This window comes from Lachnoclostridium sp. An131 (assembly GCF_002160825.1).
In the GTDB taxonomy this organism is placed as follows: Bacteria; Bacillota; Clostridia; order Lachnospirales; family Lachnospiraceae; genus Laedolimicola.
In genome coordinates this window covers 29,379-48,492 of the sequence record NZ_NFLI01000005.1, presented here as the reverse complement: position 1 = coordinate 48,492, position 19,114 = coordinate 29,379, and the positions used below count along the sequence as shown (strand labels likewise).

20 protein-coding genes, 3 tRNA genes and 1 other annotated feature are annotated in these 19,114 nt (G+C 51.5%); of the genes, 20 read left to right on the top strand and 3 right to left on the bottom strand.

Annotated features, from left to right (window positions below; genetic code table 11):
* The first annotated feature begins 336 nt into the window (after positions 1 to 336).
* The 16 genes from B5E77_RS05220 (at position 337) to B5E77_RS05145 (ending at position 13,529) form a co-directional block, all read left to right on the top strand.
* Positions 337 to 540, top strand: coding sequence for a hypothetical protein (locus tag B5E77_RS05220; RefSeq protein ID WP_087164320.1), 204 nt, complete (start codon positions 337 to 339; stop codon positions 538 to 540).
* Complete coding sequence (thrS, locus tag B5E77_RS05215) at positions 537 to 2,444, top strand: threonine--tRNA ligase (protein WP_087164319.1); 1,908 nt, start codon at positions 537 to 539, stop codon at positions 2,442 to 2,444. Before B5E77_RS05220 ends, thrS begins: the two co-directional genes overlap by 4 nt.
* A gap of 3 nt (positions 2,445 to 2,447) precedes the next feature.
* The gene (locus B5E77_RS05210; protein WP_087164318.1) at positions 2,448 to 2,861 is read left to right on the top strand and encodes a VOC family protein; all 414 of its coding nucleotides are present in this window, start codon (positions 2,448 to 2,450) and stop codon (positions 2,859 to 2,861) included.
* 87 nt (positions 2,862 to 2,948) lie between these two features.
* Positions 2,949 to 4,010 (top strand): [FeFe] hydrogenase H-cluster radical SAM maturase HydE, encoded by a 1,062-nt coding sequence (gene hydE, locus B5E77_RS05205; RefSeq protein ID WP_087164317.1) that lies wholly within the window; start codon positions 2,949 to 2,951, stop codon positions 4,008 to 4,010.
* A gap of 114 nt (positions 4,011 to 4,124) precedes the next feature.
* Positions 4,125 to 4,964: an NAD(+) diphosphatase gene (gene nudC / locus B5E77_RS05200; protein ID WP_087164316.1), complete on the top strand. Its 840-nt coding sequence runs from the start codon at positions 4,125 to 4,127 to the stop codon at positions 4,962 to 4,964.
* A gap of 150 nt (positions 4,965 to 5,114) precedes the next feature.
* Positions 5,115 to 5,187 (top strand) — tRNA-Val (locus tag B5E77_RS05195).
* A gap of 4 nt (positions 5,188 to 5,191) precedes the next feature.
* Positions 5,192 to 5,265 (top strand) — tRNA-Met (locus B5E77_RS05190).
* 218 nt (positions 5,266 to 5,483) lie between these two features.
* Entirely contained in the window at positions 5,484 to 5,978 is a 495-nt protein-coding gene (locus B5E77_RS05185; RefSeq protein ID WP_087164315.1) for a DNA-deoxyinosine glycosylase, read from the top strand.
* Positions 5,979 to 6,072: 94 nt separating this feature from the next.
* A complete protein-coding gene (gene ispF / locus B5E77_RS05180; protein WP_087164314.1) occupies positions 6,073 to 6,627 on the top strand; it encodes a 2-C-methyl-D-erythritol 2,4-cyclodiphosphate synthase in 555 nt (184 codons plus the stop codon).
* Positions 6,628 to 6,639: 12 nt separating this feature from the next.
* The gene (locus tag B5E77_RS05175) at positions 6,640 to 7,485 is read left to right on the top strand and encodes a GNAT family N-acetyltransferase (protein ID WP_087164313.1); all 846 of its coding nucleotides are present in this window, start codon (positions 6,640 to 6,642) and stop codon (positions 7,483 to 7,485) included.
* Between the two features lie 67 nt (positions 7,486 to 7,552).
* Positions 7,553 to 7,779: a binding site (T-box leader), on the top strand.
* A gap of 102 nt (positions 7,780 to 7,881) precedes the next feature.
* On the top strand, positions 7,882 to 8,598 hold the full coding sequence (gene epsC, locus B5E77_RS05170; RefSeq protein WP_087164312.1) for a serine O-acetyltransferase EpsC: 717 nt from the start codon (positions 7,882 to 7,884) through the stop codon (positions 8,596 to 8,598).
* Complete coding sequence (gene cysS, locus B5E77_RS05165; protein ID WP_087164311.1) at positions 8,585 to 9,991, top strand: cysteine--tRNA ligase; 1,407 nt, start codon at positions 8,585 to 8,587, stop codon at positions 9,989 to 9,991. Before epsC ends, cysS begins: the two co-directional genes overlap by 14 nt.
* The gene (locus B5E77_RS05160) at positions 9,976 to 10,416 is read left to right on the top strand and encodes a Mini-ribonuclease 3 (RefSeq protein WP_087164310.1); all 441 of its coding nucleotides are present in this window, start codon (positions 9,976 to 9,978) and stop codon (positions 10,414 to 10,416) included. The genes cysS and B5E77_RS05160 overlap by 16 nt, the downstream gene beginning before the upstream one ends.
* A gap of 55 nt (positions 10,417 to 10,471) precedes the next feature.
* Positions 10,472 to 11,230: a 23S rRNA (guanosine(2251)-2'-O)-methyltransferase RlmB gene (rlmB, locus tag B5E77_RS05155; RefSeq protein WP_087164309.1), complete on the top strand. Its 759-nt coding sequence runs from the start codon at positions 10,472 to 10,474 to the stop codon at positions 11,228 to 11,230.
* Positions 11,223 to 11,804 carry an RNA polymerase sporulation sigma factor SigH gene (sigH, locus tag B5E77_RS05150; protein WP_087164308.1) on the top strand — a complete coding sequence of 194 codons (582 nt, stop codon included), beginning with the start codon at positions 11,223 to 11,225 and terminating at the stop codon, positions 11,802 to 11,804. Before rlmB ends, sigH begins: the two co-directional genes overlap by 8 nt.
* Before the next feature lie 87 nt (positions 11,805 to 11,891).
* The gene (locus tag B5E77_RS05145; RefSeq protein ID WP_162609649.1) at positions 11,892 to 13,529 is read left to right on the top strand and encodes a VanZ family protein; all 1,638 of its coding nucleotides are present in this window, start codon (positions 11,892 to 11,894) and stop codon (positions 13,527 to 13,529) included.
* Positions 13,530 to 13,670: 141 nt separating this feature from the next.
* On the opposite strand, the gene B5E77_RS05140 is transcribed toward B5E77_RS05145, so the two are convergent.
* Entirely contained in the window at positions 13,671 to 13,907 is a 237-nt protein-coding gene (locus tag B5E77_RS05140; protein ID WP_242963623.1) for a hypothetical protein, read from the bottom strand.
* A gap of 168 nt (positions 13,908 to 14,075) precedes the next feature.
* On the opposite strand from B5E77_RS05140, the gene B5E77_RS05135 reads away from it, so the two are divergent.
* Together B5E77_RS05135 and B5E77_RS05130 are read left to right on the top strand one after the other, a co-directional pair.
* A complete protein-coding gene (locus tag B5E77_RS05135; protein ID WP_242963621.1) occupies positions 14,076 to 15,290 on the top strand; it encodes a S1C family serine protease in 1,215 nt (404 codons plus the stop codon).
* Between the two features lie 89 nt (positions 15,291 to 15,379).
* A tRNA-Thr gene (locus B5E77_RS05130) sits at positions 15,380 to 15,452 on the top strand.
* A 75-nt stretch (positions 15,453 to 15,527) separates the two neighbouring features.
* Here B5E77_RS05130 and B5E77_RS05125 read toward each other — a convergent pair.
* Positions 15,528 to 16,019: a dual specificity protein phosphatase family protein gene (locus tag B5E77_RS05125; RefSeq protein ID WP_087164305.1), complete on the bottom strand. Its 492-nt coding sequence runs from the start codon at positions 16,017 to 16,019 to the stop codon at positions 15,528 to 15,530.
* A 233-nt stretch (positions 16,020 to 16,252) separates the two neighbouring features.
* Here B5E77_RS05125 and B5E77_RS05120 point away from each other — a divergent pair, with 233 nt between their 5' ends.
* Entirely contained in the window at positions 16,253 to 17,341 is a 1,089-nt protein-coding gene (locus B5E77_RS05120) for a PucR family transcriptional regulator (protein WP_087164304.1), read from the top strand.
* Positions 17,342 to 17,504: 163 nt separating this feature from the next.
* On the opposite strand, the gene B5E77_RS05115 is transcribed toward B5E77_RS05120, so the two are convergent.
* Positions 17,505 to 18,137, bottom strand: a complete 633-nt coding sequence (locus tag B5E77_RS05115) for a DUF1836 domain-containing protein (protein ID WP_087164303.1) — start codon at positions 18,135 to 18,137, stop codon at positions 17,505 to 17,507.
* A gap of 292 nt (positions 18,138 to 18,429) precedes the next feature.
* Here B5E77_RS05115 and B5E77_RS05110 point away from each other — a divergent pair, with 292 nt between their 5' ends.
* The gene (locus B5E77_RS05110) at positions 18,430 to 19,110 is read left to right on the top strand and encodes a PspA/IM30 family protein (protein ID WP_087164302.1); all 681 of its coding nucleotides are present in this window, start codon (positions 18,430 to 18,432) and stop codon (positions 19,108 to 19,110) included.
* The last annotated feature ends 4 nt before the right edge of the window (positions 19,111 to 19,114 follow it).

Below are 19,114 nucleotides of genomic sequence, written 5' to 3'. Positions count from 1 at the left end.
TTGGAAGGATTTCCGGTTGACAAAACTTATTTCAATGCTATAATGAATTTCAGACGGAACCCGGGAAAAGAAGAGGATTCCGGTCAGAACAACCATACAGAATAAAGCGATGATGAGACGAGTAGGCTGTGGAATATGCCAGAGAGGGATGTGCAGGCTGAGAGCATCCTCATAGGAAGCAGAAGGATACAGAGAGGGACGTACAGAAGCGCCGGAAGCGCGGAAAACGGCCTGAAGGAATCCGGACCGAAGACCAGCTCAGAGCGGCCCCAATACGGCCCGGTGACCCCGTTATCGTCTGAATGAAGTGGTTTCGTCGCCGGCAGCAGCCGGAGGATGAAGCAAAGAGGGTGGAACCGCGATAAAATGAAAAATATCGTCCCTTTCTGTCGGCAGCGGCAGAAAGGGGCTTTTTTGCGCGCACGGCTCATGGGTAAAAGGATTGCAAGCCGTGCAAAAGCATGGCGTTTTGCCGCTGCCAGCAGGAAAACAAAGAAAAGAGTAAAAAGAAAATCAAAAAAGGAGAGAACCCAAACATGAAGATTACTTTGAAAGACGGCTCCGTAAAGGAGTACGCAGAAAGCAAATCCGTATACGACATTGCTCTTGATCTGAGCGAGGGTCTGGCCCGCGCAGCCTGCGCCGGCGAGATTGACGGAGAGGTTGTGGACATCCGGACCATCGTGGATAAGGACTGCCAGCTGAATATCCTGACCCTGAAGGATGAGAAGGCGCTGCCGGTGCTGCGCCATACAGCCAGCCATGTGATGGCGCAGGCAGTGAAGCGTCTGTATCCGGGCGTGAAGCTGGCCATTGGGCCTTCCATTGCGGACGGCTTTTATTACGATATGGATTTTGAGACGCCGCTCACCTCCGATGATTTCGACAAGATTGAGGCGGAGATGAAGAAAATTATCAAAGAGAATCTGGAGATTGTGCGCTTTACAAAGCCCCGTGACGAAGCCATCGCCTTCATGAAGGAGAAGGGCGAGCCCTACAAGGTGGAGCTGATTGAGGATCTGCCTGAGGGTGAGGAGATCAGCTTTTATCAGCAGGGAGAGTTTGTGGATCTCTGTGCGGGACCGCATCTGAAGAGCACGAAGGAGGTAGGAAAGGCCTTCAAGATCATGAGTCTGGCAGGCGCATACTGGAGAGGCGACGAGCACAACAAGATGCTGACCCGTCTCTATGCGACAGCATTCCCGAAGAAGGAAGAGCTGGAAGCCTACATCACCATGATGGAGGAAGCCAAGAAGCGCGATCACAGAAAGCTTGGCAAGGAGCTGGGACTCTTTATGATGCATGAGGCAGGCCCGGGATTCCCGTTCTTCCTGCCCAAGGGAATGGTTCTGAAGAATACCCTTCTCGATTACTGGAGAGAGATTCATAAGAAGGCAGGCTATGTGGAGGTATCCACACCGGTGATTCTGAACCGCAGTCTCTGGGAGACCTCCGGACACTGGGATCACTATAAGAACAACATGTATACGACAGAGATCGATGGGGAAGATTTCGCAATTAAGCCGATGAACTGCCCGGGCGGCGTGCTGGTATATGCTTCCGAGCCCCGTTCCTACCGTGATCTGCCGATCCGCATGGGTGAGCTGGGTCTGGTGCACCGTCATGAGAAATCCGGTCAGCTGCACGGCCTGATGCGTGTGCGCTGCTTTACGCAGGACGACGCGCATATCTTTATGACTCCGGAGCAGATCAAGGATGAGATCAAGGGCGTCGTAGCGCTGATCAACGACACCTATTCTCTGTTTGGCTTCCAGTACCATGTGGAGCTTTCTACCCGTCCTGAGGATTCTATGGGAAGTGATGAGGATTGGGAGATGGCGACCTCTGCCCTGCAGGGAGCTCTGGACGAGCTTGGACTGCCCTATGTAATTAACGAGGGAGACGGAGCGTTCTACGGGCCGAAGATTGACTTCCACCTGGTAGACTGCATCGGCCGTACCTGGCAGTGCGGAACAATCCAGCTTGATTTCCAGCTGCCCCAGCGCTTTGAGCTGGAGTATGTGGGAGCTGACGGAGAGAAGCACCGCCCGATTATGATTCACCGTGTAGTATTCGGATCTATCGAGCGTTTTATCGGTATCCTGATCGAGCATTTTGCGGGAGCCTTCCCGACCTGGCTGGCTCCGGTACAGGTGCGTGTGCTGCCGATTTCTGAGAAATACATGGATTACGCGAAGGCGGTGGAGCAGAAGCTCCAGGATGCGGGAATCCGCACAGAGCTTGACGAGCGTTCCGAGAAGATTGGCTATAAGATCCGTGAGGCCCAGACTGCCAAGATTCCTTATATGCTGGTAGTAGGCCAGAAGGAAGAGGAAGAGGGAACCGTCTCTGTGAGAACCCGTGCAGGCGGAGATCAGGGAGCGAAAAAGCTGGATGAGTTTATCGGGGGAATTTTAAAGGAAATCGAGAATAAGGAGAGGTAAGCGATGACGATCAAAGAGAATGTGACGGGACTGCAGCATCTGGGAATCCCGGCGGCAGACCTGCAGGAAAGCATCAGATGGTACACAGAGCTTCTGGGATTTGAGGTAATCGAGGAAAAGAATCTGCCGGAGGCGGGCTGCCATGCGGTCTTTGTAAAGAAGGGAAATCTGGTCATTGAGCTTTACCAGAATGATCCGGAGGCTGTGAAAGAGGCAGCAGCCAGAAAGGATGGCCATATCGATCATCTGGCTCTCAATGTACAGGATGTGAAGGCGGCTTTTGAAGAGATGAAGGCCTCCGGCTGTACGATGCTGGATCAGGAGATTCAGTCCCTGCCGTTCTATGAGAATGGAGTGGCCTGGTTTACCGTGCTTGGACCGAACGGCGAGAGGGTAGAGTTTAACCAGTATCTGTAAGAATTGTAAGGATTGTAATAAGGCGGGGCCGCGGGAGCAGAAGAAGTTGTTTTCTCGCGGCCCCTTCTGAAAAAAGGCTGGAAGGTTATGGACATCATAGAACGCTTTATCCGGAATCCTGAGCTTGGGAAAACAGAGTATGTAGAGCTTCTGAGGGCTTCCGAAGACCGGCAGGCTGCACACAGGCTGGCGGAGGAGGCGGTACGCCTCAGAAAGAAATACTATGGGAATGCGGTCTACGTGCGCGGATTGATTGAATTTACAAATTACTGCAGAAACGACTGCTTTTATTGCGGAATCCGCAGAAGCAGCCGGGGACTGGAACGTTACCGGCTGACAGAGGAAGAGATTCTTTCCTGCTGTGAAGAGGGGAGCCGGCTGGGCTTTCAGACCTATGTGCTTCAGGGCGGCGAGGATCCCTGGTATACCGACGAGCGCCTGGAGAGGATCATCCGTTCTATTAAGGAGCAGTACCCGGACTGCGCGGTTACCCTGTCTGTCGGGGAACGCTCTTATGAAAGCTACCGGAGGCTTCGGGAGGCCGGAGCCGACCGTTATCTGCTGCGCCATGAGACGGCCTCCGAGGAGCACTACCGGAGGCTTCATCCCGCCGAGATGAGCCTCGTCCACAGGAAGCAGTGTCTGTATCAGCTGAAGGATTTGGGCTACCAGGTAGGAGCTGGGTTTATGGCAGGCTCTCCGGGACAGACCTATGCTGAGCTGGCGGAGGATCTCCTGTTTCTGAGAGAGCTTAAGCCCCAGATGGCCGGGATCGGCCCCTTTATTCCTCACCACAGTACGCCCTTCAGGGATGAGCCTGCAGGGAGTGTGGAGCTGACGCTCCGGCTGTTGTCTATTGTCCGGATTCTTCTGCCAAGGGTATTGCTTCCGGCTACGACGGCTCTCGGAACGATGGATCCCATGGGACGGGAAAAGGGATTTGCAGCGGGGGCAAACGTGGTAATGCCGAACCTGTCTCCGGCGGCAAACAGAAAGCAGTATGAGCTGTATGACAACAAGCTCTGCACCGGGGACGAGGCGGCGGAGAGCCTGGCAGACCTGAAAAAGCGGGTGGAGGCCGCCGGATGGAGGCTGAGCATGGAGCGCGGAGACGCGGCGGAAGAGCTGGAAGAGGCGCAGAAGGCGTGATTACGGAGCGGAAAGGCCCAATCAGAGAAGCCTGAAGAGATTTATACTGGAGAGCTTGATAAAAGGAACATCGAACAACAGACAGAATATTTAGAGTAGCAGGAGGATAAGAAGATGATTCAGGATATAGCACCTCATACATACCATAATGAATACAGGCCGGTACCGCCGAAGGAGGACAGCTTTCTTCTGTATTTTGAGGAAAGAAAGGCTCTGGCAGCCTGGGACACACCGGAGCTTGCATTTCCAAGGTTCCAGGATTATCCGGAGGTGGAGAGAAGACTCTCTGACCGTGTGATTTACCTGTTTTCCATCGATGATCAGAATTTCTATCTGGTAAAAGAGCTGCAGGCGCCTGAGAGAAAAGCCTATCGTCTGGACAGCATCCGGAATTTCAGGTCAGCTGCGCCCCAGTGGCTTTCTTTCGCAGGCATTACGGCATATCAGCTCTGGCACTGGTATGACAGCCATGTATTCTGCGGCCACTGCGGATGCCCTATGGTTCATTCAGATAAGGAGAGAATGCTGCAGTGCCCGGACTGCGGACAGACGGAATACCCGAAAATTTCCCCGGCAGTCATCATAGGCGTCATTCATAACGACAAGCTTCTGATGTCCAAGTACGCGGGCAGAGGAGACGTCCCCTATTATGCGCTGATTGCCGGTTTTACCGAGATAGGGGAGACTGTGGAGGAGACTGTGAAAAGAGAGGTCTATGAGGAAGTTGGGCTGCATGTGAAGAACCTGCGGTATTATAAGAGCCAGCCCTGGTCATTCTCAGAGACGCTGCTCATGGGCTTCTTTGCGGAGCTGGACGGGGAGGATACGATCACCCTGGACACGGATGAGCTGGCTACAGCAGGCTGGTTTACCAGAGAGGAAGCGCCGGCGCAGCCTTTAAACATCAGCCTGACCAGTGAAATGATCTGGAGGTTTAAGAACGGAGAAGTTTAGGTTCTTGGAAATAAGGGGGGAAGGTATGAGTCACAAAAGAGGAAATCAGTGAAAAAAAATTTTTGAAAATTTATAAAAAAAGTTCTTGACTTTTGTCGGAACATAATAGTATAATAGCAAAGCGGGTCGGAGATAACGGCCCACACGAATGGGATCTTAGCTCAGCTGGGAGAGCATCTGCCTTACAAGCAGAGGGTCATAGGTTCGAGCCCTATAGGTCCCATTACGGCGAGGTAGCTCAGCTGGCTAGAGCATGCGGTTCATACCCGCAGTGTCGGGGGTTCAAGTCCCTTCCTCGCTACTGATAAACAGCTCAAAGATATTGCGAATGCAATGTTTTTGAGCTTTTCTTTTTGTCTGCCTGGGGATACTGCTTTGCTGTTGACAAAGGGGAGGTATCCCTGTAAACTGTGGGTAGACAGGCCGGGGACGGTTACTATTCACATTTCTGAATCGGCTGTGAATAGTAACCGGGAGCACAAAAAGTGCTTCCGGCAGGGCAATACGGAGGGAAGATGGATGGGGCATGAGCTTCATGAGATTGAGCCGGTTTTTGACAGGCATTCCAGAATTCTGATTCTGGGGAGCTTTCCGTCAGTGAAATCGAGAGAAGCCGGATTTTTTTATCATCATCCGCAGAATCGGTTTTGGAGGACGCTGGCGGCAGTGACGGGGCAGGAGACCCCTGGAAGCATCCCGGAGAAGAAGGAGTTCCTTTTGAGGAACAGAATTGCGCTCTGGGATGTGATAGCAAGCTGTGAGATTCAGGGCTCCAGCGACAGCAGTATCCGGGATGTAGTTCCAAATGACTTAAGCAGGATCCTGGAGGCGGCTCAAATCCGCCAGATCTATACAAACGGAGGCACGGCCTACAAGCTGTATCAGAAATATCTGTATCCGGTGACCGGCTGCACGGCCATCCGGCTGCCTTCCACGAGTCCGGCGAATGCGGCCAGCTCTCTGGAGGCTTTGATTGAGCAGTGGAAGGTGATTCGAGAGCTTCTCGGGGACTAAAATACAGCCAGAGGCAGCAGGAACAGATTCTATAGAACAAAGGGAAACCGGCAGATTTCTGCGGCAGCTGCCGCGAAAAGAAAGAGGTGCAAAAATGCGGATAGGAATGGGTTATGATGTGCACAGGCTGACAGAAGGAAGAGATCTGATCCTCGGCGGAGTGAAGATTCCTTATGAAAAGGGACTTCTGGGCCATTCGGATGCAGATGTGCTGCTGCATGCGGTGATGGATGCGCTTTTGGGAGCGGCGGCTCTTGGAGATATCGGAAAGCATTTCCCGGATTCGGATCCGGCTTACAAAGGAATTTCCAGCCTGAAGCTCCTGGAGCATGTGGGAGAGCTTTTGGAGAAGGAGGGCTACACAGTCGGAAATATCGACGCCACTATTATCGCGCAGAGGCCGAAGATGGCGCCGCATATATCGGTTATGAGGAAAAATATTGCGGAGGTTCTCCGAATCGAAGAGAGCCAGATCAATATCAAGGCGACGACGGAGGAGGGGCTGGGCTTCACCGGATCCGGAGAGGGGATTTCCTCCCAGGCGGTGTGCCTGCTGTTCCCGGCAGAATATGTGTATGACGATGTGATGGAGCCGCAGCAGGGCTGCGGCGGCTGTGCCGGGTGCCCGGGCTCTTCCGGAAATCAGTAAGAGGTGAGCAGGATGGAGATTCGTTATCTGGACAGGCAGGAGCATGAGCGCTCCAGAAAGCTTTACGAGGAAGTATTTGTAGAGGATGAGCAGGCCTTTGTGGACGCTTATTATCAGGTAAAGGCAGTGGACAACGAAATCCTTGCGGCAGAGGAAAACGGAGAGATTGTGTCCATGCTGCACCGCAATCCCTACACCTTCCGTTTCCGGGGAGAAAGCGTTCCGGCAGATTACCTGGTGGCCGTGGCCACGAGGTTTGCATTCCGGCGCAGGGGACTGATGAGTGCGCTTCTTACAAAGGCGCTTCGGGATATGGAAGAGCAGAAATATCCTTTTACATTTCTGATGCCTGCGGACGAGGCTATCTATACGCCCTTTGACTTCCGGCTGATGGGAAATGACGATGAAGAAGGCTTGTCTGAGCTTAGCCAGGAAGAGCTTTCAGAGGATTATGATCTGTACACGGAAAAGGACGAGGCCTATGCCAGGCGCCATATTGACTGGCCGGGCTGGGAATCCACCCCTATGATGATTCGTCTGCTGCATCTTCCGTCCTTTGTGCGGAGAATCGGGGCAGAGCAGGAGCAGAGCCTGAATATAGAGATAGAGGACAGAATTCTGCCCGGAAACAACGGCGTCTTTCGATGGGATTTCTCAGAAGAGGGAAGCACTCTGTCTGCTACGGCTTCAAAGCCGGAGATACGGGTATCCATTGCGGATCTGGGAAGCTTTCTCTGCGGTATGCTGGGGCCGGAGGAGCTGCCCGGGCTTAAAGATGCGGAAAATCCGCAGTCTGTGATTGAAAGGCTGGGCCGGGTCCAGGTGATAGACGGCATTTACATCAACGAGACAGTGTAGACAGCACTTGACAAAATCCCTGATTTTGCATATTCTATAAAGGTAAATCGTTGTTTTTGGTTATAAAGAAAAGGCAGAGAACGGAAGAGTAATCTGATCCTGAAGCAGCAGAGAGGAACGGCCGCTGGCTGAAAGCCGTTTCGGTGAAGGGACAGACGAAGTGCATCCGGGAGCTGGTTCGGTGAAGGGCAAAAAGGCCTGTCAGCCGAATCCGTAGAGCGCACGTTACGCGGCAGAGTGAGGGGGCTTTGGCCCTTTAAGAAGAGTGGAACCGCGGGTACTTTCGTCTCTTGGAGAGGAAGGTATCCGTTTTTATATGGCAGAAAGGGCGTCTCACTTCGGAAGAACGCTCCTTTTGCCTGAGGGATTCTTAGCTTAAAATAAAGGGGAGTAGGTATGGGAATTATCAAATATATCAAGGAGGAATTTCAGGTCATCACGGAACGGGATCCGGCAATCAAGACGCCGGCGGAGGTGCTTCTGTATCCCAGCTTCCGGGCGATCTTAAGCTACCGGCTGGCTCACAGGTGGTATCTGAAGGGACATTATTTCTGGGCCAGGTGGCTGTCACAGAGGACAGTGCGCAAAACAGGAATCGAGATTCATCCGGGAGCCACCATTGGCAAAGGGCTGTTTATCGACCACGGCTCCGGAGTCATCATCGGCGAGACGGCAATCATCGGCGACAATGTGACGCTTTATCAGGGCGTGACGCTGGGCGGAACCGGGAAGGAAAAGGGAAAGCGGCATCCGACCCTGAAGGACAATGTCATGGTGAGCGCCGGCGCCAAGATTTTGGGCTCCTTCACCATTGGAGAAAATTCAAAGATTGGGGCCGGTTCGGTCGTACTCAAGGAAGTGCCTCCCAATTGTACGGTGGTGGGCGTTCCGGGGCGTATCGTAAAGCGGAACGATGTAAAGGTGCCGCGCAGCGATATGAACCAGGTAGATCTGCCCGATCCGGTTATGGAGTGCCTGACGAAGCTCCAGCAGGAAAACGATATGCTGCGGGCCCAGGTGCTGGAGCTTGAGAAGACAAAAAAGAATAAGAAAGAGAAAAAAGAAGGCAGAGAGAATAAGGAGAAAAAGGAGAAAACTCATGAAAATCTATAATACGCTGACAAAGAGAAAAGAAGAATTCGTTCCCCTGGAAGAGGGAAAGGTAAAGATGTATGTCTGCGGCCCGACCGTATACAATTTTATTCATATCGGAAACGCGCGCCCCATGATCGTCTTTGACACGGTGCGCCGGTACCTGGAGTATAAGGGCTATGACGTGAATTACGTATCCAATTTCACAGATGTAGACGACAAGATTATCAAGAAAGCGATTGAGGAGGGCGTGTCTGCGCAGGAGATTTCAGAACGCTATATTGCCGAGTGCAGGAAGGACATGGAAATGATGAATGTGAAGCCGGCTACGACTCATCCGCTGGCGACGCAGGAAATCCCCGGCATGATCGAGATGATTAAGACGCTGATTGACAAGGGCTATGCCTATGAGGTCAATGGAACCGTGTATTTCCGCACAAGAAAATTTGAGCCCTATGGCAAGCTGTCCCACAAGAATCTGGACGACTTAAGAAGCGGAAACCGTTCTCTTCTGGTGTCCGGAGAGGATGAGAAGGAGGATCCGCTGGATTTCGTGCTCTGGAAGCCGAAAAAGGAGGGCGAGCCGGCCTGGGCTTCTCCCTGGAGCGAGGGTCGTCCGGGATGGCATATCGAGTGCTCTGAGATGTCGAAAAAATATCTTGGAGAGCAGATTGATATTCATGCGGGCGGAGAGGATCTGGTCTTTCCTCATCATGAAAATGAGATTGCCCAGAGTGAAGCCTGCAACGGCAAGGAATTTGCAAAGTACTGGATGCATAACGCATTCCTGAATATTGACAATAAGAAAATGTCCAAATCTCTCGGCAACTTCTTTACGGTGCGGGAGATCAGCGAGAAATACGATCTGCAGGTGCTGCGCTTCTTCATGCTGAACGCTCATTACAGAAGCCCTTTAAACTTCAGCGCAGAGCTGATGCAGTCCTCCAAGTCCAGCCTGGACCGCATTGTGACGGCGGCTGACAATCTGAAGCATCTGATAGAAAACGCAAAGAACGAAGGAATGTCCGAGAGTGAGCTGGCGCATTACGACGCTTCCGAGGAGTATGTAAAGAAGTTTGAAGAGGCGATGGACGACGATTTCAATACTGCTGACGCTATCTCCGCTATTTTTGAGCTGGTAAAATATCTGAACACGCATACAGGCGCGGACAATTCCAGGGAATATCTGCAGAAATGCCTGGATCGCCTGAAGACGCTCTGCGATATTCTGGGCCTTGTGATTGAGAAGAAGGAGGAGCTTCTGGATGCGGACGTAGAGGCTCTGATTGCGGAACGGCAGCAGGCCAGAAAGGAAAAGAATTTTGCCCGGGCGGACGAGATCCGCGCCGAGCTTCTGGAGAAGGGCATTGTGCTGGAGGATACGCGTGAGGGTGTAAAATGGAGACGGGCGTAATGGATTTCATGGCTGAGATCCGGAAGGACTTCGGCCTGGAGGAGACGGATATCCGCACGTATTCCCCGCTGACGCTGGCCTATGTAGGCGATGCGGTTTACGAGCTGATCATCCGCTCTTTGCTTGCCGGAAAGGGAAATGCTCAGGTAAACCGGCTTCATAAAAGGGCCAGCAGCCTGGTGAATGCAGGAGCCCAGTCTGATTCGCTGGAGCGGATCCGGGAGGCGCTGACAGAGGAGGAGCTGCATGTGTTCCGGCGGGGGCGCAACGCCAACTCTGCAACGATGGCAAAGCATGCGACGATGACGGATTACCGGAAGGCCACAGGCTTTGAGGCCCTGATGGGATGGCTTTACCTGACTGGGCAGACCGGCCGCCTTCTGGAGCTGGTACGCCTCGGACTGGAGGACGGCGCAGAATTCTGAGAAGCCGCGGCTTCATTTGCCTGAACAGGCTTCAGGAAGGCCGCAAGGAGGAAATATGAGATATAAGGAACAGACCATAGAGGGAAGAAATGCGGTTCTGGAGGCTTTCCGCTCCGGGAAAACCATAGATAAGCTCTACATTCTGGACGGCTGCCAGGACGGCAGCATCAACAGCATCAAACGGGAAGCGAGAAAGAATGATACCATCATCAACTTCGTTACGAAGGAGCGGCTGGACCAGCTCTCTTCCACGGGCCGCCATCAGGGAGTGATTGCCCAGGCAGCGGCTTATGCCTATGCTTCTGTGGAGGAAATGCTGGAAAATGCCCGGGAGAAGGGAGAGGATCCCTTCCTGATTCTTCTGGACGACATTGAGGATCCCCATAATCTGGGGGCAATCATCCGGACAGCAAATCTTGCAGGAGCCCACGGCGTCATTATTCCGAAAAGGCGGGCGGCAGGGCTGACCGCAGTGGTGGCAAGGGCTTCGGCAGGGGCGATCAATTATACGCCGGTGGCTAAGGTGACAAATCTGACGAACACGATCCGGGAGCTGAAGGAGAAGGGGCTCTGGTTCGTGTGCGCTGACATGGGCGGGGAGCTCATGTATGATCTGAATCTCACAGGCCCGGTGGGCCTCGTCATCGGAAATGAGGGCGAGGGAGTGAGCCGGCTGGTCAGAGAGGCCTGTGATTTTACGGCTTCGATTCCCATGAAAGGAAATATAGATTCTCTGAATGCCTCTGTGGCGGCGGGAGTGCTGTCCTATGAGATTGTAAGGCAGAGAATGGTGAGACAGGGGACAGATGTGTAAATTGAGACAACTGACAGACGAAGAGCTCGTGGAGCGGATCCGCGGAGGAGATTCCACCTGTATGGACATCCTGATTGAGCGGTATAAGCGCCAGGTGCGCAATCAGGCGAGAGCTCTGTATCTGATGGGCGGCGATAATGATGATCTGATTCAGGAAGGAATGCTGGGGCTTTTTAAGGCTATCCGGGATTACAGGCCGGAGAAGGAGGCCTCCTTTGAAGCCTTCGCCAGGCTATGCATTTCCCGGCAGCTGTACAGCGCGGTACAGGCGGCGGGGCGGCAGAAGCATGCGCCGCTGAATAGCTATGTGGAGCTCTCAGATCAGCTGGACACGCAGGAGGATGGGCCTCAGGGGAAGAGTCCGGAGGAGCTGCTGATTGACAGAGAGAACATCGAGGGGCTTCGGAAGGAGATCTGGAAGGTCTTAAGTCCCATGGAGAAAAAGATTCTTCAGTTTTACCTGGAGGGCGAGAGCTATACGGAGATTGCAGCGGGGCTGAACCGTTCCCCGAAATCTGTCGATAACGCGCTTCAGCGAATTCGGAGAAAATTAAAGAAATTTTTGGCGAATTAGATCCACTTTTCGCTTTAATCATGGTATAATGTCGATAGATATTATACCGCGCTATGTGGCATGGAAGAAGGGGAAGGAGGGAATTTCTTGTCGAATTATTTTGGAAGCGCTGTTCCGTATCTTCTGATTGGAGTTATCGTATATCTGATTTTTCGGGCGCTTATCTGGATTATGTACTACAGAGGGCAGATGCGGGTTCCGATTCTGCACGAGGCGGGATTCCTCCTGCTGGCATTCTGGCTTTTGACGCTTTTTTCTTCATCCGTCACTCCGACGCTTGAATTTTCCATAAAACCTACGTTCCCGGGGACCGATCTGATTCCTGTAAAGGGAATGATTGATTTGGCCTCTGCGCAGGGCTTTGGGGCAGTATTAGGAGCAGTATTCAAATTTGTGCCTCTCGGTTTCCTGATTCCATTTCTGTTTCGGAGATACCGTCATTTTACGAAGGTTCTGGCTCTCTGCGGAGGAATCGCTCTTTTTATCGAGATATTCCAGCTGTTTCTGCAGACTGTGGACTGCCGTCTTGATGATGTGATTCTGGCCTTGCTTGGAACCTTTATCGGATATTTTCTGTTTTGCCTTCTCTGCCGGTATTTCCGGGAGGCTGAGCGTATGGGAACTGTAAAGCGCTCCAGAAGACACAGCGTTCCATTTCCGGTGCGGATGGAGCTGGAGTTTCTGGTGCTTTTGATGCTCCTCTGCGTGATTGGACGGGGAACCCAGCTGGAGGCGGCCCGCGTCAGAGAGGTAAAGGCTGCTCAGGAGAAGCAGGCGGCGGAAGAGGCAGCTGCTGCGCAGGCGGCAGCGGAGGCGGAGGCGCAGAGGCTTGCGGAGGAAGAGGCGAAAAAGCTTAAGACTTCTGAGAGTATGCCGGAGCTTTCGATTGAAGCGGGGGCGGCCTGCCTGTTTTCGATTGACGATGATTTGATTTTATATGAAAAGAACGGTACGGAGCAAGTGACGCCGGCCAGCACGACGAAGCTGATGACGGCCCTGACGGTGCTTCGGTACTGCAGCCTGGACGAGACGATGACGGCAGGCGAGGAAATCAATCTGATCAGCGAGGGCGCGTCGACGGCCAGCCTGAAGGTGGGGACCAGCGGTAAAGTGGAGACCTTCCTTGGGGCGATGCTGGTGCCTTCCGGCAATGACGCCGCGTATGCGCTGGCAAATTATACAGGACATAAAATCCTCGGCAATGACGAGGCGTCCGTGGCGGATGCCATTGAAGCGTTTATGGGCGCGGTAGGAGATATGGCGGCAGAGCTGAATCTGGAGAATTCCAATTTTGAGACTCCGGACGGCGATCAGTCAGACGGCCAGTACACGACAGCCCGTGATATGGTACGGATTGCCAGAGCCTGCATGGAAAATGAGGCGATTATGAGGCTTTGCGGAGCCAGCACCTACCGGGCGCTGTTTGATAACATGGATGTGACCTACCGGAACACGAATCTGCTGATTCAGCCCTCTGACGACAATTATTACGAGGGCGCCACAGGTATGAAGACCGGCAGCTATAATGACGTGAAATGCCTGGTCGCATCAGCGGAAATCGGCGGAAAGCGTTATGTGGCAGCTGTTATGGAGGACAGCGACGCAGGACGCTATACAGATGCAAAGACACTTTTCGATTATGTGGCAGGAGAAGCAGGGGCCGATACGGCTTCTGTAGATACCTCCGGAGAGACTTCCGGTGAAGGAGAGTCTGCGGAAGAATAAAGGATTTAGATCACAGGAAATCGTTTCTGCAGAAAAGGCAGGATGGTACGAAGATAAAGGCGGAGGGCTTTCCCATGCGGCAGGGGAAGGCCCTCCACTTTTGCGGTATGCAGCTTTTGCGTGATAAGTCTGGCCCTTCGGTCAGCTTTTTGAAGTATTCTTTGCAACGGGCTTCGGCTGGTAATGATAGAGCTCCTCATAGGAATCCTGTTCCGCCTTATTCTGTGGTTCGCTGGGGATCAGGCCGGTACAGTCTGAAGCGGAGCAGGATTTCCCAAGGTAATCGTAGCCGTCCACATCGTCGCGGCCAGCCCGGTTTTGGACAATTCTGCCTTCGGATGCTTTTTCTCGGTTTTTTGAATCGTTCTGCTGTTTCATACAAGCTCCTCCTGATATTACGGTGATAGTTTCAGTATGCGCAGAGGACACAGAAAAAACACAGGAATACCACAAATTCTCCATACAAATACCACAATTGTATCACAGACCTTCCGTATAATGACTTTGTCAAAAGAAAAAAGTAAACTCTTTAAGGAGGTCATAGATATGTGGAAGATTAAAAAAGGAGCAAAATTTGTAGCGGTAGCGCTTACGTTTGGCGTAATGGCGAGCGCAGCGTTTCAGGGAACGAATTATTTATTTAACCAGCTGGGCACAGGCTCAGAGGAGGAGCAGACTGCGGAGCTGAATATGGCAAATGCGGTGAGTACATCCGCTGATGCATCAGACTCCAGCAGTTCTTCCGAAACTTCGTCGGTTTCAGCAATTGCCGACGCAGCAATGCCCTCTCTGGTAGCGATTACCAATCAGAGTGTACAGGAAATGATGAACTGGTTTGGACAGAGCCAGGTATATGAGAGCGAGAGCAGCGGCTCCGGTATCATCGTAGGACAGACAGATACAGAGCTTTTGATAGTCACCAACAACCATGTTGTGGAAGGCGCGCAGACACTGAGCGTAGGCTTTGTGGACGAGACTGCGGCAGAGGGCCATATTAACGGTACGGATGCAGATCATGATATTGCGGTGATTTCCGTAAATAAGAGCGATCTTTCCGAAGATACGCTTTCCAAGATAAAGGTCATTGAGATAGGAAGCTCATCGGACCTTCAGGTAGGCGAGCAGGTCGTGGCTATCGGAAACGCTCTTGGCTATGGTCAGTCTGTGACTACAGGAATCGTCAGTGCTCTGAACCGTTCGGTAACGATTGACGGTGTTACGAACGAGCTGATTCAGACAGACGCTGCGATCAATCCCGGCAACAGCGGCGGAGCTCTGCTGAACATGTCGGGCCAGCTGGTAGGTATTAACTCGGCAAAGTATTCCGACACGACGGTCGAAGGAATGGGCTATGCGATTCCGGTAGATGACGTAACCGATATCATTGAGAGTCTGATGAACCGCACCGCGCGTACAGAGCAGGTGGCTGAGGCTGAGCGTGGCTTTCTGGGCATCACAGGCCAGGATGTAACCAGTGAGGTTTCGGAAGCTTATGGTATGCCCAGGGGCGTTTACATCACTTCTGTAACGGAAGGCTCCGCAGCAGCGGCAGCAGGACTGCAGCAGGGAAATATTATTACAAAATTTGATGGAACCAGTGTTTCTTCGATGTCTGACCTGCAGAATCTGATTTCCTATTACCGTTCAGGCGAGACGGTGGAGATTACCTACAGCGCCGTTTCAGATGGAGAGTATGTGGAGCAGACGGTTGAAGTGACTCTGGGTACAAACACAAATACCAGCACGGCATCTAACGAATAAAGGAACAAAAAATAATTTGAAAAAGTTTAATTTCTTTCTTGACATTTTTAGCTGTTAATGCTAATATAATCTAGCGCGTTGCGCTAGATGCTGCTGTGGCTCAGTCGGTAGAGCGTCGCATTGGTAGTGCGGAGGTCACGGGTCCGATTCCCGTCAGCAGCTTTTCAGAAATAGAGCAGAAAGCACGTAAATATAAGGTTTACGTGCTTTTTTCTGTTTTTAGCAAGCCGCTTTTGGTTATCCCCCTCTATCCTGCCCCTCAAACAGACTTTTCCTTCGGTTTTTAGCCAGCGCCTCATAATCTTCCTGTGTTTTCACAATTCCAAATTCTTCACACATCAGCCGGTAGACATGCATATTGGGACGGTATCTGCGTATGGAAAAAATTTGATGCTCTATGCCCAGATATTCAGATATCGCGGCGGCTGCTGCGGAGCTTCTTGAGATACCTGCGGCACAATGGACAAGGATGTGCTGTGCAGCGTCACGGTATCTGTCGATAAATTCCCTGATTCCGCGGACATCTTCTCTGGATGCGGGAAGCCAGTCACCCAGCGGCTCTTCGATATCCCAGAAATGCATGGGGTATACGGCCAGCAAATCCTTATTCCTGAAATCCGGGATGTCAAAGCCTGGCTCTGTGATAGAGATAATAACAGTTTTTTCTCCATGCAGATTCGACTGCATTGCCTGGACGGCCATGGAGCGGCTCATGATAGAGATTTTCATTTCCTTTCTCCCTTATTAGTTTTGAAAATATGCAGTGTGCAGGAGTACCTGGCGCTGCTTTCTGTAATCAGCATACAGCCTGCGCATATGCTTAGTCAAGAAATGGAAGCCGGGAAAATGCTGAATTTCCATCAGAAAGCATTCATTATTTGTAAAAAGTAAATAAAACTATAGTCATTATCTTAAAAAGCGTGCTATAATAAAAACAATAAGCGCTGGAGGAGGAGAATGTCATGATTTCCAATCAGGTGATACAGGCAACAATAGAAGAATTGCGGTCGATTACAAAAATCGATCTCTGCGTGACGGAGACGGATGGGAATACGGCTGCTTCGACATTTGAGCTGGAAAATATTTCTCAGGAGATGATTCGGACCTTTGCGCAGTCGCCCGCGGAAGGGCAGAGCCTGCAGGGATGCCACTTTTTCAAGGTATATGATGAAGGGGTTCTTGCGTACATACTGCTGGCGAAGGGAAGCGGCGAGGACGCTTATATGATCGGAAAGGTGGCTGTCAGTGAGCTTCAAAACCTGATTGTGGCATACAAAGAGCGCTTTGACCGGAACAATTTCATTCAGAATCTGCTGCTGGATAATCTGCTGCTCGTAGATATTTACAGCCAGGCTAAGAAGCTGCATATTGAGACAGAGGCTGTGCGTGTCGTTTATCTGGTGGAGACCAGGGATGAGAAGGACGCCATGGCTCTGGAAGCAGTGAGAAGTGTATTTGCGCCCCGTTCTCAGGATGTGATCACGGCGGTGGATCAAAAAAATATTGTGGTTGTGAAGGCTGTGGGAGAGCAGGATACCTATGAGACGCTGGAAGAGATCGCAGGTATGCTGGCTAACATGCTGAATACGGAAGATGCGGAGAGGGTTCGCGTGTCCTACGGAACCATGGTCGGCCAGCTTAAGGATGTGTCTAAGTCCTATAAGGAAGCGAAGATGGCCATGGAGGTGGGCAGAATTTTTTATCCGGAAAAGACCGTGACTGCCTACCATACGCTGGGAATCGGGCGTCTGATTTATCAGCTGCCGCTGCCGCTGTGCGAGATGTTTATGAAGGAGATTTTCGGAGAGAATCTGCCGGATACCTTCGATGAGGAGACGTTGACGACGATTGAGAAGTTTTTTGAAAACAACCTGAATGTGTCGGAGACAGCCCGCCAGCTTTTTGTGCACCGAAATACACTGGTGTATCGTCTGGAGAAGCTTCAGAAAACCACAGGCCTGGATATCCGTGTGTTTGAGGACGCGCTGACCTTTAAGATTGCTCTTATGGTGGCCAGCTATATGAAATACCTGGACAGGCTTTCCCAGTAAGAGAAAGGGGCTTCATCCGTACAGGGCAAGGCTCACGAGGCTGTGAGGAATAAAAGCCGGATGATTTTGCATATTTTTATATATGCGTCAAAATGGGCAGGCTTTCTCGAATCTGAGAGCCTGCCCACTGCCTTCTGTGGCTTCTTAAGCTTAATCTGAATTTTTAATCGTTTTCTTTTTCTTTGCGGTTTTTTCCGGAAGGTCTGTCCTGGCCGGGAAACTGGTCGATCAGCTTTTCAATCACCTGTTTTTTCATATATACGTCGAAACTCAGCATACAGATAAAGGCAAAGAGCTGAAGAAAATCACTGTCTTCCTCCGGCGCGCCGGAAAAGGTGTCTTTTGAGGTCTGGTATTTTTGGATCAGATCCTCCTTCATGACCTCGATTTGGCTTTTTTCCAGGCTGAATACCTCGGAGTAAATGCGATCGAGCTGCAGCTCATGCTCTGTGTGAAAGTAACGTTCCGTCAGCGGAGCGAGCAGGCTCTGAATATCATTGATGGAAAGGATATTTTTAAAATAATAAATAAAAATCAGAAGCAGCATATGCTCCCTGGAATATTTTTTCTTTTCCGGAGGGGGAAGCAGATGATTCTTTGCATAATTGTTGATCATGGTTTTTGTAAGAATCTTATCGTCTTCGTAACGCCTGGACGCGCTCAGATGGCTGTCCATAAAGGTGGTCACCTGATCCATGTAAAGGTCAATTCCGGGAATGTCTTCCGGTTTGATATAGTCGATGCGATCCAGGCTCTGTAAAATGCTCTCCAGAAGGTTTTGACTGTCGATGGTCATATCATTCACCCCCAGAATTTCATTATATAGTATTCAAAACTATATGACAAGAGTCAAATCTTAATTTTATTTTAATTTGTTTTCCCAGAAAGGCAGAATGGCTGTTTCGACCGGAAAATGCGCACTTTGCAGCTGTACACGAAAGAAGGCCCCGGAAGGATTTCCTCTTGTGCAGAGGCGGGGAGATGTAATATAATAGGACTTAAGAATCAAACCGGCGGCAGCGTCCGGCCGTGTACAGTTCAGACAGGCTGAACGGGAACTCAGCCGTCTTTATATAAGGAGGAAAGCAATGGCAAATATTTTAAAGAGGTTTGGGGATATCATGTCGGCGAATATCAACGCGCTTCTGGACAGGGCGGAGGACCCGGAGAAGATGATTGATGAGTATCTGCGTGATATCGAGAGCGATCTGGGCAAGGTGAAGGCTGAGACGGCGGCAGTGATGGCGTCTGAGACGAAGGCGAAAAGAGAGCTTGACGAGTGCACTCAGGACATTGCGAAGATGCAGCGGTATGCGGAAAAGGCTTTGATGGCCGGGAATGACAATGACGCGCGCCAGTTTCTGGAGAAGAAGGCTCAGCTTACAGCTCAGCAGGAGAGCTTAAAGCAGGCATATGATGCGGCTGCGGCAAATGCGGCGAAAATGCGTGAAATGCATGATAAGCTGGTGAAGGATTTGGATAACCTGCAGGCGAAGCGCGACGCGATTAAGGCCAAGGTGGCGGTAGCGAAGACACAGGAAAGGATGAATAAAATGGGATCCAGCATTGCCGGAGCGGGAGAGGCCATGGCAGCCTTTGACCGTATGGAGGAGAAGGCAAACCGTATGCTGGACGAGGCAAACGCCATGTCCCAGCTCAATGATTCCGGAGACAGCATCGACGATCTGGCGAGAAAATATGATTCGGACGACAGTTCTTCCTCTGTAGACGACGAGCTGGCGGCGCTTAAGGCAAAGATGGGCTTATAGTACA

Excerpts from the sequence above, each read along its gene's own strand:
- B5E77_RS05220 (WP_087164320.1), top strand. The coding sequence starts at position 337 with ATGAAGCAAAGAGGGTGGAACCGCGATAAAATGAAAAATATCGTCCCT.
- thrS (WP_087164319.1), top strand. The coding sequence starts at position 537 with ATGAAGATTACTTTGAAAGACGGCTCCGTAAAGGAGTACGCAGAAAGC.
- B5E77_RS05210 (WP_087164318.1), top strand. The coding sequence starts at position 2,448 with ATGACGATCAAAGAGAATGTGACGGGACTGCAGCATCTGGGAATCCCG.
- hydE (WP_087164317.1), top strand. The coding sequence starts at position 2,949 with ATGGACATCATAGAACGCTTTATCCGGAATCCTGAGCTTGGGAAAACA.
- nudC (WP_087164316.1), top strand. The coding sequence starts at position 4,125 with ATGATTCAGGATATAGCACCTCATACATACCATAATGAATACAGGCCG.
- B5E77_RS05185 (WP_087164315.1), top strand. The coding sequence starts at position 5,484 with ATGGGGCATGAGCTTCATGAGATTGAGCCGGTTTTTGACAGGCATTCC.
- ispF (WP_087164314.1), top strand. The coding sequence starts at position 6,073 with ATGCGGATAGGAATGGGTTATGATGTGCACAGGCTGACAGAAGGAAGA.
- B5E77_RS05175 (WP_087164313.1), top strand. The coding sequence starts at position 6,640 with ATGGAGATTCGTTATCTGGACAGGCAGGAGCATGAGCGCTCCAGAAAG.
- epsC (WP_087164312.1), top strand. The coding sequence starts at position 7,882 with ATGGGAATTATCAAATATATCAAGGAGGAATTTCAGGTCATCACGGAA.
- cysS (WP_087164311.1), top strand. The coding sequence starts at position 8,585 with ATGAAAATCTATAATACGCTGACAAAGAGAAAAGAAGAATTCGTTCCC.
- B5E77_RS05160 (WP_087164310.1), top strand. The coding sequence starts at position 9,976 with ATGGAGACGGGCGTAATGGATTTCATGGCTGAGATCCGGAAGGACTTC.
- rlmB (WP_087164309.1), top strand. The coding sequence starts at position 10,472 with ATGAGATATAAGGAACAGACCATAGAGGGAAGAAATGCGGTTCTGGAG.
- sigH (WP_087164308.1), top strand. The coding sequence starts at position 11,223 with ATGTGTAAATTGAGACAACTGACAGACGAAGAGCTCGTGGAGCGGATC.
- B5E77_RS05140 (WP_242963623.1), bottom strand. The coding sequence starts at position 13,907 with ATGAAACAGCAGAACGATTCAAAAAACCGAGAAAAAGCATCCGAAGGC.
- B5E77_RS05135 (WP_242963621.1), top strand. The coding sequence starts at position 14,076 with ATGTGGAAGATTAAAAAAGGAGCAAAATTTGTAGCGGTAGCGCTTACG.
- B5E77_RS05125 (WP_087164305.1), bottom strand. The coding sequence starts at position 16,019 with ATGAAAATCTCTATCATGAGCCGCTCCATGGCCGTCCAGGCAATGCAG.
- B5E77_RS05120 (WP_087164304.1), top strand. The coding sequence starts at position 16,253 with ATGATTTCCAATCAGGTGATACAGGCAACAATAGAAGAATTGCGGTCG.
- B5E77_RS05115 (WP_087164303.1), bottom strand. The coding sequence starts at position 18,137 with ATGACCATCGACAGTCAAAACCTTCTGGAGAGCATTTTACAGAGCCTG.
- B5E77_RS05110 (WP_087164302.1), top strand. The coding sequence starts at position 18,430 with ATGGCAAATATTTTAAAGAGGTTTGGGGATATCATGTCGGCGAATATC.